13 protein-coding genes are annotated in these 12,317 nt (G+C 71.6%); 6 read left to right on the top strand and 7 right to left on the bottom strand.

Annotated features, from left to right (window positions below):
* Window positions 1-2: 2 nt before the first annotated feature.
* Together WG209_RS13420 and WG209_RS13415 are read left to right on the top strand one after the other, a co-directional pair.
* The gene (locus WG209_RS13420) at window positions 3-1,016 is read left to right on the top strand and encodes a hypothetical protein (RefSeq protein WP_337175562.1); all 1,014 of its coding nucleotides are present in this window, start codon (window positions 3-5) and stop codon (window positions 1,014-1,016) included.
* A 361-nt stretch (window positions 1,017-1,377) separates the two neighbouring features.
* On the top strand, window positions 1,378-2,502 hold the full coding sequence (locus tag WG209_RS13415; protein ID WP_337175561.1) for a Gfo/Idh/MocA family oxidoreductase: 1,125 nt from the start codon (window positions 1,378-1,380) through the stop codon (window positions 2,500-2,502).
* A gap of 36 nt (window positions 2,503-2,538) precedes the next feature.
* Here the strand turns inward: WG209_RS13415 and WG209_RS13410 are convergent, their stop codons facing one another.
* The 6 genes from WG209_RS13410 to WG209_RS13385 form a co-directional block, all read right to left on the bottom strand.
* Complete coding sequence (locus tag WG209_RS13410) at window positions 2,539-3,873, bottom strand: serine/threonine-protein kinase (RefSeq protein WP_337175560.1); 1,335 nt, start codon at window positions 3,871-3,873, stop codon at window positions 2,539-2,541.
* A 54-nt stretch (window positions 3,874-3,927) separates the two neighbouring features.
* On the bottom strand, window positions 3,928-4,863 hold the full coding sequence (locus WG209_RS13405) for a protein phosphatase 2C domain-containing protein (RefSeq protein ID WP_337175559.1): 936 nt from the start codon (window positions 4,861-4,863) through the stop codon (window positions 3,928-3,930).
* A 58-nt stretch (window positions 4,864-4,921) separates the two neighbouring features.
* On the bottom strand, window positions 4,922-5,668 hold the full coding sequence (locus WG209_RS13400; protein WP_337175558.1) for a PIG-L family deacetylase: 747 nt from the start codon (window positions 5,666-5,668) through the stop codon (window positions 4,922-4,924).
* Window positions 5,669-5,731: 63 nt separating this feature from the next.
* Entirely contained in the window at window positions 5,732-7,003 is a 1,272-nt protein-coding gene (gene cbiE, locus WG209_RS13395) for a precorrin-6y C5,15-methyltransferase (decarboxylating) subunit CbiE (RefSeq protein ID WP_337175557.1), read from the bottom strand.
* Window positions 7,004-7,148: 145 nt separating this feature from the next.
* Window positions 7,149-7,679: a type 1 glutamine amidotransferase domain-containing protein gene (locus WG209_RS13390; RefSeq protein ID WP_337175556.1), complete on the bottom strand. Its 531-nt coding sequence runs from the start codon at window positions 7,677-7,679 to the stop codon at window positions 7,149-7,151.
* A 60-nt stretch (window positions 7,680-7,739) separates the two neighbouring features.
* Window positions 7,740-8,762 (bottom strand): NAD-dependent epimerase/dehydratase family protein, encoded by a 1,023-nt coding sequence (locus WG209_RS13385; RefSeq protein WP_337175555.1) that lies wholly within the window; start codon window positions 8,760-8,762, stop codon window positions 7,740-7,742.
* Window positions 8,763-9,054: 292 nt separating this feature from the next.
* Here WG209_RS13385 and WG209_RS13380 point away from each other — a divergent pair, with 292 nt between their 5' ends.
* Genes WG209_RS13380 through WG209_RS13365 form a run of 4 tightly spaced genes read left to right on the top strand, consistent with a single transcriptional unit; the run spans window position 9,055 to window position 10,842 of the window.
* Window positions 9,055-9,435 (top strand): TraR/DksA family transcriptional regulator, encoded by a 381-nt coding sequence (locus WG209_RS13380; RefSeq protein WP_337175554.1) that lies wholly within the window; start codon window positions 9,055-9,057, stop codon window positions 9,433-9,435.
* Complete coding sequence (gene lspA, locus WG209_RS13375) at window positions 9,432-10,037, top strand: signal peptidase II (RefSeq protein ID WP_337175553.1); 606 nt, start codon at window positions 9,432-9,434, stop codon at window positions 10,035-10,037. Before WG209_RS13380 ends, lspA begins: the two co-directional genes overlap by 4 nt.
* A 38-nt stretch (window positions 10,038-10,075) precedes the next feature.
* The gene (locus tag WG209_RS13370; protein WP_337175552.1) at window positions 10,076-10,336 is read left to right on the top strand and encodes a UPF0175 family protein; all 261 of its coding nucleotides are present in this window, start codon (window positions 10,076-10,078) and stop codon (window positions 10,334-10,336) included.
* On the top strand, window positions 10,336-10,842 hold the full coding sequence (locus tag WG209_RS13365) for a hypothetical protein (RefSeq protein ID WP_337175551.1): 507 nt from the start codon (window positions 10,336-10,338) through the stop codon (window positions 10,840-10,842). Before WG209_RS13370 ends, WG209_RS13365 begins: the two co-directional genes overlap by 1 nt.
* Here WG209_RS13365 and glnA read toward each other — a convergent pair.
* Complete coding sequence (gene glnA, locus WG209_RS13360) at window positions 10,830-12,242, bottom strand: type I glutamate--ammonia ligase (protein ID WP_337175550.1); 1,413 nt, start codon at window positions 12,240-12,242, stop codon at window positions 10,830-10,832. The two genes, WG209_RS13365 and glnA, sit on opposite strands and share 13 nt — an antisense overlap.
* Window positions 12,243-12,317 lie beyond the last annotated feature (75 nt).

The following is a 12,317-nucleotide window of genomic DNA, read 5'->3' as shown; positions in this document are numbered from 1 at the left end:
CCGTGAAGCACATCGCCCGCCGCATGTTCACCTGGAAGTTCTACTTCTACGAGATGCTGCTGCCGGGGCTCGGCGCGATGTCGCCGGAGCGGGCCGACGCGATCGTGCGGAGGGCGGGCTGGATCTCCACGTACCTCCGGCCCGGCCGCCGCGCCCGGCTGAAGGGGGCGATGGACCGGGTCGACGCGCTGCTGCGGCGCGACGGCGGCAAGGCCGCCTGGCGCGACCTCGCCGAGAGCGCCGCGCGGTTCACCGCGCGCGACTACCCGCTCGACGGCGCGACCGACGCCGAGGCCCTCGCCCGCTTCGACGCCGTCGGCTTCGAGGCGGTCCGGGAGGCCATGGCCAAGGGCAGGGGGGCGATCCTGGTCGGCAGCCACATGGGGGCGCACGTCGCCGGGATGCACTGGCTGTTCCGCCGCGAGCCGGCGATCCGCGCGCTGGTCCAGCGCCCCAAGCACGTCTCGCGCGAGCTGGACCGCCGCTTCGACGCGGCCGTCGCCCCGTACCCACAGGCCGAGTTCTTCCTGAGGCGCGACATGGCCCCCGCCGCGGCCGTCGGCCGGATGATGCAGGCCCGCGCCGCGCTCCGCGACGGCCACGCCCTCTACCTCAACGGCGACATCGTCTGGGACGGCCCGAACACCCGGACCTGCCGCCTGCTGGGGCGCGAGCACCCGTTCCTCGCCGTCTGGGCCGAGCTGGCCTGCCTGACGCGCGCGCCGGTCTTCCTCGTCTTCTGCCGGCACCTGGACGCCGGCCGGTTCGCGATCGAGTTCAAGCCGCTGGACGCCGCGAGCCCCGCGCGCCCTGAGCAGCTCCTCGCCGCCTACCTCGCCGAGGTCGAGGCCCAGGTCGCCCGCGACCCCGCCGAGGCCGTCGCCTACCTGACCTGGCCCTGCTACACCGACGCCCCCGACGCCGCCGTGGCCCACGCCCCCGCCCACCGCGCCGAAGCCCATCCGCACGCCCCCTGCTCGCGGGCCCGCCTCGCCAAGGATCCGGTCACCGCCTGAACCGGGTACGCCGTTTGCGTCCATCCCCCCGGCGGATCGGCGGCCCGATGGTCGTCGGCGTCGAAGGCACGCCGGCCGGCATGGATTCGGGGGGACCATCATGACGGCCTTCCCCCCTGGTGGGGGAAGGTGGCCCGAAGGGCCGGATGAGGGGGGGGCGAGCGACTCGAGCATTGGAGTTGGGAGGGGCCTCCCGAGGCCGACGGCCTGGGCCGTCTCCCGAACTCCGATGCTCCCCGGGCAAGCCCCCCCTCATCTGACTCCTTCGGAGTCTGTCTTCCCCCACCAGGGGGGAAGACCGTTTGGCGCGACCTTCCTCGGGATCCGTGGCTGGCGGGAAAACCGGAGGGAAGGTCCAGTCATGGGCAAGGCCAGGCGCGTCACCAACGGCAAGGTCCGCTACGGCATCGTCGGCGTGGGGGCGATCTCCCAGGGCTCGTTCATGCCCGGCGTCCGCAACACCAAGAACTCGACGATCACGGCCATCGTCACCGGCGACACCGACAAGGCCGAGGCGATGCGAGAAACCTACGGCGACCTGGCGGTCTACCACTACGACGACCTCGACAAGCTCATCGCCGACGACGTGGTCGACGCGCTGTACGTCGCCACGCCCAACCACCTGCACACGCCCTACGTCGTCCCGGCGCTCAAGGCGGGCATCCACGTCCTGCTGGAGAAGCCCATGGCGACCACCGAGGGCGAGTGCAAGGAGATGATGGCCGCCGCCGAGGAGAGCGGCGCGAAGCTGATGATCGCCTATCGGCTCCACTTCGAGCCGGCCACCGTCGCCGCGATCGAGCAGGTCCGCGACGGGACCATCGGCGCGCCTCGCCTGTTCACCTCCACGTTCTCGCAGGCCCTCGACCCGGAGAACCACCGGGCGAAGCACGGCTTCGACGCCGGCCCGGTGTACGACCTGGGGGTCTACCCGATCAACGCCTGCCGGCAGTACTTCGGGGCCGAGCCGATCGAGGTGCACGCCGTCGCCTCGCGATACGCCGAGTGGGGGTTCGACCTGGACGACACCGTCAGCGTCACGCTGCGGTTCCCGGACGACGCCCTGGCCTCGTTCGTCGTCTCCTACGCCATGGACGAGTACGAGCAATACGAGCTGGTCGGCACCAAGGGGAGCATCGCGTTCCGGCCGGCGTTCGGGTACGGCGTCGGCCTGGAGTACGACGTCAAGGCCGGCGGCGAGACCCAGCACCGGACGCACCCCGAGACCGACCAGTTCGGCACCGAGGCCGATTACTTCTCGCGCTGCATCATCGAGGACAAGGACCCGGAGCCCGACGGCGAGGAAGGCTGGTGCGACGTCCGGATCGTCGAGGCGATCCGTCGCGCCCTGGAGACCGGGACCGCCCAAAAGCTGGAACCCCACGCCCGCAAGCGTCGGATCGAGCCCTCCCAGGCGATGGGCCTCCCTCCGGCCCCCAAGGTGGAGCTGGTCGACGCGGCTCAACCGAGCCGCAACGACGATTGACGCGCCGACGGCTCTCGCGTCGCGCCTCGCCGTCGGTCAAGGGGCGAGTAGCGCGATGGCGAGGATGGCGACCAGGCCGATGGCCAGGGCCAGCAGCGAGAAGTGCAGGAGCCATCGGCTGTCGTCGAAGAACCCGGGCCGCGACGCGCCGTGGGGGGGGCGGTAGCGGGCGGCGACGGGGGGCGGGGGCTGGCGGCGTCGCGGCGCCGGCGCGGGCTCGGCCTCGCCGAGGTCGCGGATCGAGATGACGCTCGGGCTGGAGTCGGCGGCGAGCAGGCGCAGGTCGTCCTCCTCCAGGATCGGCGGCGGCGGGTGGAAGGCGTGGGCCGGCTCGCCGCCGGGGCCGAGGAGCGACCGGACATAGAGCGGGTCGGTCCAGCGCGCCAGGTCGACGCGAAGCTCGGCGCAGGACTGGTAGCGGTCGGCCGGCTCCTTGGCCATGAGCTTGCGGACGATCGCTCCGAAGGCGGCGGGGACCCCCTTCGCCACCTTCTCGATCGGCTCGGGGTCGTCCATCCGCTGCTTGTAGATCTTGTTGATGGCGTCGCCCCCCTCGAACGGCGGCGCGCCGGCGAGCGCGAAGTAGAGGGTGCAGCCCAGGCTGTAGAGGTCGCTGCGGGCGTCGGCGCGGGTGGCGTCGCTGAGCTGCTCCGGGCTGGCGTAGTCGAGCGTCCCCAGGAGGGTGTTGGCCCGCGTCAGGCCCCCCTCCTCGCCGAGCGCCTTGGCCAGGCCGAGGTCGAGGATCTTGGCGTCCCCCTCCGGGGTGATCATGACGTTGGAGGGCTTGATGTCGCGGTGGACCAGCCCGGCGGCGTGCGCCGCCTCCAGGCCGTCGACGATCCGCAGGAACAGCTTCGCGGCCGTCGCCACCCGCAATGGCCCGTAACTCTCGTCCTTGACGAGTTCGAAGAGGCTCAGGCCGGGGATGTACTCCAGCACCATGAAGTGGACGTCGCCGTCGCGGCCGAACGTCAGGGTGCGGGCGACGTTGGGGTGGTTGCAGCGCGAGGACAGCTCCATCTCGCGCTTGAACCGGGCGAGGCTGTTGGCCTGCTCCTGGGCGCGCCGGGGGGGGAGGACCTTGATGGCCACCTGGCGGCCGTCCTCCTCGTGGGCGGCGAGGTAGACCTTGCCCATGCCCCCCTCGCCGAGCTGGCGGAGGACGCGGTAGCCCCCCAGGAAGAAGCCGCGGGTCGCTCCGGCGAGGAGCTTGCCGGCCTGGTACTGCGTCAGGAGCTTGCGCTGGACCATCCGGCGCGCCAGCGCGGTGGCGTCGTCGCGGCCGGCGGAGGCGCGCAGGGACGCCAGCTCGGCCGGGGGGACCAGGCCCGAGCGGCCCACGCATTCCAGGAACTCATCCAGCCCGATCATCGCCCGACCTTCACCGCCATGTGGATCCGAGGCGCGCCGCCCGCCGCGAGCGGCTCACTCGTGGGCGACGACGTGGACGATCAGGCAGGTGATGTTGTCCTTGGAGTCGTTCGCCAGCGCCAGGTTCTTCAGCAGGGCCGCGGCCTCCTGGGGGTCGTCGACGGTCCCCAGGACGCGGGCCATCTCGTCGTCGGCGATGACGCCGGTGAGGCCGTCGCTGGCCATGAGGAAGCGGTCGCCGCGGCGGACGTCCATCACGCGGAAGTCCTCCGGCCCGGTCCGGGCGTCCTTGCTCCCCAGGTAGAGATACAGGACGTTGCGGAACTTGTGGTTGTCCAGCTCCTCGGCCGTGATGGTGCCGGCGTCGAGCAGGGCGCGGGCGAGGGAGTGGTCCTTGGTGAGGCACTCCATCACGCCGTCGCGGAGGCGGTAGGCGCGGGAGTCCCCCAGGCCGGCGACGTAGACCTTGTCCGGGAGGAACTGGGCCAGGACCACGGTCGTCCCCATGTTGGCGAACTCGGTCATGGCGCCGGAGCTGCCGAGGATCTCCTGGTTCACCTGGGCCACGGCCTCGCGGATGGCCTCCTGGACGTGGCGGGGCTCGGCGTCGCCGGGGGCGAGCCGCTTGGCGACCTCGCGCGGGATCAGCTCCACGGCCATCAGGCTGGCCTGCTCCCCGCCGTGCTGGCCCCCCATGCCGTCGGCCACGATGAACAGGTTCGGCGGGTCGAGCGTGACGGCCGAGGTCTCGCCGCTGTCCCCCGAGCCGTCGTATCGGACGGGGCGGCGGCCGGGGACGAAATAGTTGTCCTCGTTGTGCTCGCGGTAATTGCCGCGCACCGAGACGACGCCCACCCTGAGCCGCAGGCGGCCCGGGTCGAGGGTCAGCGAGGAGAGGGTGGCGAACTCGTCGGTGGCCTCCGGGTCGCGGCCGGTCCCGCCGCCGAACTTGCGCCGCCACCATCGCTTGAGGCTGAATAACAGGGCCACGAGAGTCGCCTTCTCTTCCTCGATGATCGACGCGGGACGGCCCGTGGGGGCCGGGGGGTCATGTGCGCGCGTGCGCCGGGCTCGCCCAGCGCATGAGGTCGTCGACGCCGATGGACCGATACGTCAGGAAGATCTCGCCCGCCTCGAACCCCGCCGTCAGCCCGTGATAGCGGTTCATGGTCTCCACGGCGTCGAAGATCCCTACCTTGCGCGCCGGGAATTGTGTCTCGTAACAGCGGATGGCTTCCAGCTTCACGTCCAGGGTGGGGCCCACGTCGGCGATGACGAAGCCGGACGACTCCGGCAAGTCTAATCCATGCAGGGCCAGCGGGAAACTCAATTGATTCGCGATCGTGTGAGGGGGGAGGCCGTCGAAGTGCTCGTCCCACTTGGTGAGGCGGCTGTAGAAGACGGCGGCGTCGGTGATGAGCATCGCCTGGTAGTGGTCGGGCGAGGCCATGACGGTCCGGCCGCCGAAGCCGACGACCACCTTGGGCCGATGCCGCCGGAAGATCTTCGCCAGCGCGACGCGCGATTCGAAGTCGTCGAACAGGCGGCGGTTGGGGAGGTTCAGGTTGAACCGGCGGGTCACGCCGAGGATCTCCGCGGCGCGGCGGGCTTCCTCCAGGCGGACGTCGGGGCCGGGGGATCTCGGGGTCGGCTCGCCGTCGGTCAGGTCGACGATCCCGACGGCGTAGCCCTTGCGGGCGAGCCGGGCGAGGGTGCCGCCGCAGGCGATCTCGACGTCGTCGGGATGGGCGCCCACGGCGATCAGGTCGAGTTCCACGTCGTCGGTCGCTGGCATCCTCGGCTCGTCCTCCGGTTGGTCTGGACCCCGCTCGCTCGTCCGCCCGCCCTCGCGCCCGGCTCAGCCCCGCGACGGGGCCGGCTTCGTGGCGGCCAGGAGGAACGAGGGGGGGATGGCGTCGAAGCGGAGCGATTCCATCTGCTCGACGCCGCGGGCGATCATGACGTTCCAGGCCCGCGCCGGGGCCCCCAGCCGCTTCATCGCCAGGTAGGTCGACGAGAGCGCCTCCACCGTCGCCACGTTCACCGCCAGCGTCCCCCCCGGCCGCAGCCGGGCGAAGGCCGCCTCGATGAGCGGGTCGAACTGGCGCGTCAGGCCGCCGATGAACACGGCGTCCGGGTCGGGCAGGTCGGCGAACGCCTCCGGCGCGCGGCCGTCCACGGCGCGGACGTTCGTCGCCCCGAATTCCTCGGCGTTCCGCCGCAGCAGGGCCAGCACGGCCGCCTCGGGCTCGATCGCGTAGACCGCCCCCAGCGTGGCGAGCCGCGCCGCCTCGATCGCCAGCGACCCGCTGCCGGCGCCGACGTCCCACACGACCGAGGTCGGCCGGATGTCGAGCTGCGCCAGGGCCATCGCCCGGACCTCGGCCTGCGTCACCGGCCCGGAGACGGGCTCCCCCTGGGCGAAGGCGTCGTCGGGGTTGCCGAACAGGCGACGCCCCCCCTCGCCCCCCGCGGCGCGGTCTGGCCGGCCCGGCTCGCGGACCAGGATCAGCACGTTCAGCGGCGAGAACTCCATCGCCGCCAGCTCGGGCAGCTCGGCCTGGGTCACGCGCTCGTCGGGCGACCCGAGGTTCTCGCAGACGTACGCCCGGAAATAGTCGATGCCCTGGCCCAGCAGCGCCCGGGCCACTTCCGCGGGGGTGTGCCGCTCGTCGGGGAACAGGCCGGCCTTCTCGGCCGTGCGGATCCGGTCGACCACCGTCGCCAGGGGGCGGTCGGACAGGCTGGCGAGGTACGCGTCCTCCCAGCTCTCCTTCACGCGGGCGAACGCCAGTTGCATGCTGCTGACGTGGGGGACGACCTCGAAGCCGTCCTTGCCCAGGCGGTCGCAGACGTAGCGGGCGACGCCGTAGAACAGCGGGTCGCCGCCGCAGACCAGGACCGGCCGCCGCGACGACATCGCCGCGCGGACCTGCTCCAGCGCCGCGGGCATCTCGGGCTCCAGGACCTCCTTGCGCGCGGCGATCTCGCCGACCAGCCCCAGCGCCGAGGGGGCGCCCAGGACGTGGTCGGCCTCGGCCAGGACGCGGCGGGCGGCCTCGGTCAGCCCGGCCGTCCCGTCGTCGCCCACGCCCAGGATCACCATCTTGGATCGCGGCTCGGCGGTCATGGACGTCTCGGCTCGCGAAGGGGGTCGGTCAAGGCCGGCGACGGCGCCGGGCGGTCAGGGACGTGCATTGTAAGCGGCCGGGGCCGCGTCGACCAGGGACCGGGGGCGGAAGGCCGCGCGCCGGCCGACCGCCCCCCGCGTCGGGTCAGGCCTGCTGGGCCAGGGTGGCGAGGATCCCCTGCATGAAGGCGGGGAGGTCGTCCGGGGTGCGGCTGGTGACGATGTTGCCGTCGCGGACGCACGCGCCGTCCTGCCAGACGCCGCCGGCGTTCTCGACGTCGTCCTTGATCGCGAAGAAGCCGGTGACGTTGCGGCCCTGGATGCAGCGCGCGGAGCAGAGCATCCAGGGGCCGTGGCAGATCGCGCCGACGACCTTGCCGAGCTTCGCGGCGTCGGCCACGAGCTGGATCATCGCCGGGGTCCGGCGCATGTGGTCGGGCGAGTAGCCGCCGGGGATGATGACGACGTCGAAGTCGTCGGCCTTCACGTCCGCCGCGGCCACGTCCGACTTGGCCGGGTAGCCGTGCTTGGAGGCGTAGGACTCGCCCGCCTTCGGGCCGACGATCTTCACGTCGAAGCCGGCCTCGCGGAGGCGGTACACCGGGTACCAAAGCTCCAGGTCCTCGTACAGCTTCTCGACCAGGACGGCCGCGGTCTTGCCGCCGAGACTGCTCATCGGGTTCGCTCCCTCGTTCGAGTCGTGTCGGGTCGTGTCGTAAGCGGGTAGGGCCGCCGGTCAGCCGCGGGCCGCGGCGTGGGCCTCGGCCGGGGCGTGCTCGGCCATCGACCGGGCGATGCCCTCGTCGAAGCCGTAAGGCGGGGCGTAGCCCAGCACGCGGCGGGCCTTCTCGATGGAGTAGTCCAGGTGGAGGCCCAGGAACTTGTAGCGGGCCTTGTTGATGATGGGGGCGTCCTTCCGGCCGCGGAGCCGGGCCCCCCCCTCGACGACGGTGGCCAGGAACTTCGCCAACTTCAGCGGGATCTTCCGCTTCGGCGCCGGGAGCCCGGCCAGCTCGGCGACGCTCCCCACGAATCGGCGCTTGCTGACGGGCTCGCCGTCGGTCAGGTTGAAGGTCTCCCCCACGGCGTCGGGGCTCTCGGCGGCGAGGAAGATGCCGTGCACGAGGTTCTTGACGTAGATGCAGTTCAGCGCCTGCTCGCCCGAGCCGAAGTAGGCGAACGTGCCGCGCCTGAGGTTCGTCAGCAGCTTGGGAAGAACGGTGCGGTCGCGCTCGCCGTAGATGAACCCGGGGCGGACGACCGCGACGGGGAGGCCCTTCTCCTTGCAATACTTGAGGGCGAGGGCCTCGGCCTCGGTCTTGGAGCGGGTGTAGGCGTCGAGCGAGTCGGCGGCCGGCGGGGTGGTCTCGTCGGTGCCGAAGTGGTCGCGCCCCTCGTAGACGCCCAGCGAGCTGACGTGGACGAACCGCCCCACCTTGGCGGCGACGGCCGCGTCGAGCAGGAGCCGCAGGGCCTCGACGTTGAGGCGGCGGAACTCCGCCAGCGTCCCCCAGTCGCCCACCTTGGCGGCGCAGTTGAAGATCCAGTCGGTCCCCTCGGCCCCGCGGGCCAGGGCGTCGGCGTCCTCCAGGTCGCCGAGGACCTTCTCGACGCCCCACTCGTCGAGCTTGCGGGTGTCGCTGGAGGCGCGGACCAGCGCCTTGACGCGGTGGCCGCGGGCGAGGGCCTCCTCGACCGCGTGGCCGCCGACGAGGCCGGTCGCGCCGGTGACGAAGATGGTCTTGGGGCTGGTGCTCATGGCGGGGGGCCTCGACCGCGAGGTCCGCTGCGTCTGCGCCGGGCGCGGTCATCTTCCCGGGACGGCTCGTCGTTCCAATCTGGGGCGGGGGGATGGTCGGAAGCCATCCCCGATCGATCCTACCCGATCGGCGGCGGGGGTCAAATCGCCCGGCGGCGGGGGAGGGGATAGGGGTGGCCTTGGGCCCGACGGTCGGTGTAGTGTGGGGGATGGGGCCGGCGGGCGGGCCGCGATCGGCCGCCGGGGCCGCCTCGCGGGGTCGTCAACTTAACGGGGGAAGGGACGGGTCGCAATGTCCGCCAGCATCAAGCCGGAAGAAGTCGCCTCGTATCGCCGCCTGCTGGAGGGCCTGTCGGACCGCCTCCGTGGCAACGTCGACCGCATGACCGACGAGGCGCTCGGCCGCGGCGACGACCAGTCCAACCTCTCCAACGTCCCGCTCCACATGGCGGACGTCGGCACCGAGAACTTCGACCAGGAGTTCACCCTGGGGCTGATCCAGAACGAGCAGGAGACGCTCAGGATGATCGACGCGGCCCTCGACCGCGTCGACGCCGGCGGCTACGGCGCCTGCCAGGAGTGCGGCGGGCCGATCGCCAAGGCCAGGCTCCAGGCCCTCCCCTACACGCCGCACTGCATCGAATGCGCGCGGAAGCTGGAGAACCCCGCATGACGCCCCGCGTCTTCGCGAGCCGCATCCTCCTGTTCCTGGCCCTCGCCCTCGGCGGCGCGGGGCTGGACCTGGCCACCAAGTCGATCGTCTTCCAGGCGGTCGGCGAGCCGGGGTCCCCGCCGCGGTCGGTCGTCGGCGAGGTGCTGGAGCTGCGCACCAGCTACAACAAGGGCGCCCTCTGGGGCTTCGGCCGGAGCGTGCCGCACAGCAGCCTGATCTTCGCCGGCCTCTCGGTGGTCGCCGGCGCGGCGATCGTCGGCTGGCTGTTCGTCGGCGGCGCGGCGGCGAGCCTCCCGCTGACCGTGGCCCTCGGCCTCATCATGGCCGGCGCGATCGGCAACTGCCATGACCGCCTCGTCTTCGGCCACGTCCGCGACTTCGTCCACTTCCACGTCGACTCCGTGGGCTTCAACTGGGCCATCTTCAACGTCGCCGACGTCATGCTCGTCTGCGGCGCCTGCACCCTGGTCCTCTTCGCCCTCCGCCCCGACCCCGTCCCCACGCCCGAGCCCGGCCCCGAAGCCGGCGAAGCCGCCGACCTTGACGACGCCGCGCCCGCCCCCCACGCCCGCGACGCGGAGTCGGCGCGGGCCTCGTCTTGAGCCATGGACGACAGGGCCTTTCGACGGAGGTCATCCGGATGACGATCACCTTCGACATCCCCCAGGACATCGAGCGCCAGCTTGGTCGGCCCCCCGGAGAACTCGGTGAGAGGGCCCGGGAGGCCCTGCTGATCGATCTCTTCCGCGAGGGTGAGATCACCCATCGCCAACTGGCCGAGGCGCTCGCCCTCGGCCGCTATGAGACCGACGGACTCCTGAAGCGGTACGGCGTGGGTCTCGACGTGAGCGCCGAGGAAATCCGCGAGGAACGCGGCCTGCTCGGCCGCGCCCGGACGTGATGATCGCGGTCTCGGACACGACGCCGCTGAATTATCTGATCCTGATCGAGGCCGAAGGCGTCCTCCCCTCCCTGTTCACGACCGTGTACATCACGCCGGCCATCGTCTCGGAGATGAGCCATCACCGCGCCCCGGACGTCGTCCGGGCCTGGGTGCGATCGCTCCCTCCATGGGTCGTTGTCGAGGCCCCGACGCGGATCGATCCGGGGCTGCCCCCGAACCTCCATCGTGGCGAGGCCGAGGCGCTCTCCCTCGCCATGGAGACGGGCCCCGATTGGGTGCTCCTGGACGATCGATCCGCGCGGCGGGCCGCCAGGGACCGGGGGATGTCGATTGCGGGAACTCCGAACCTGCTCGAGGAAGCGGCCGTCCGGGGCCTGCTCGCCATCGAGGACGCCATTGATCGACTCCGCGGGACGAACTTCAGGGCCACCGAGGCCCAGTACCGGGCAATCCTTGAGAATGTGGCTCGACGCCGCGCCGACCCTCCCCCTCACACGTCGTAGTAGAGTGTGAACTCGTAGGGATGAGGGCGGACGCGGAGGGCCTCGACCTCGTAGGTCTGCTTGTACCAGATCCAGGTGTCGATGACGTCGGGGGTGAAGACGTCGCCGCGGAGGAGGAATTCGCGGTCGGCGCGGAGGGCGTTGAGCGAGTCGTGGAGCGAGCGCGGGACGGCGGGGACCTTGGCCAGCTCCTCGGGCTGGAGGTCGTAGACGTCCTTGTCCAGCGGGTCGCCGGGGAGGATCTTGTTCTGCACGCCGTCGAGCACGGCCATGAGCATCGCCGAGAACAGCAGGTAGGGGTTCGCCGCGGCGTCGGGGCAGCGGTACTCGATGCGACGGCTCCGGGGGCTGGCGCCCGAGACCGGCACGCGGACGATCGCCGCGCGGTTGCGGCGGCTGTACGCCAGCTTGGTCGGGGCCTCGAAGCCCTCGATGAGCCGCTTGTAGCTGTTGGTCGTCGGGTTGCCAAACGCGCAGAGGGCCGCGGCGTGCTTGAGAAGGCCGCCGACCGCGTAGAGGCCCAGGTCGCCCAGGCCGGCGTAGTGGTGGCCCCCCAGCAGGGGCTCGCCGTCCTTCCAGAGGGACAGGTGCGTGTGCAGCCCGGAGCCGTTGTCGCCGAAGAGGGGCTTGGGCATGAAGGTGGCGGTCTTGCCGCCGCGATGGGCGACGTTGCGGATGATGTAGCGGGCCACCATGACCTGGTCGGCGGCCTCCATCAGGTCGCGCGCCTCCAGGTCGATCTCGCACTGGCCGCCGGTGGCGACCTCGTGGAAGTGCGAGGTGACGCCGATGCCGCACTCGCCCATCCGCCGGGCCATCTGGGACCGCAGGTCGACCAGGCTGTCCGTGGGGGGGCAGGGGAAGTATCCCAGGCCGGAGCCGGGCTTGTAGCCCAGGTTGGGGGACTCGGCCCGGCCGCGGTTCCACGCCCCCTCGACGGAGTCGACGTGGTGGAACGCCTCGTTGGGGCGCTGGTCGAACCGGACGTCGTCGAAGACGAAGAATTCCAGCTCCGGGGCGATCAGGCAGACGTCGGCGATGCCGGTGCTCCGCATGTGGGAGACGGCCTTGCCGGCGATGTTGCGGGGGTCGCGGGTGTAGTCCTGGTGGGTGATCGGGTCGTGGATGTTGCAGATCATGGTGAGCGTGGGCTCGGCCATGAACGGATCCACGAGCGCGGTCTCGGGCTGGGGGACGACCAGCAGGTCGGCCTCGTTGATCGCCCGCCAGCCGACGACGGACGAGCCGTCGAAGCCGATGCCTTCCTCGAAGGTCTCCTCGGTGAGGGCGTCGGCCGGGATGGAGAAATGCTGCCAGACGCCCGGGAAATCCATGAACCGGAGGTCGACCGTGGTGACCTCGCGCTGACGGATCTGGGCCAGGACTTCTTTGGGGCTCACCGCGGGCGGCTCCGGGGGGTTGGCTCTGGACCCTGTCGCTTCGTCACCCCACAGCTTACCATCGGGACGAGGGCG

This window comes from Paludisphaera sp., assembly GCF_037189885.1.
GTDB lineage: Bacteria > Planctomycetota > Planctomycetia > Isosphaerales > Isosphaeraceae > Paludisphaera.
The sequence above is the reverse complement of the archived record's forward strand: the minus strand, read 5'-3'. Positions and strand labels throughout refer to the sequence as shown.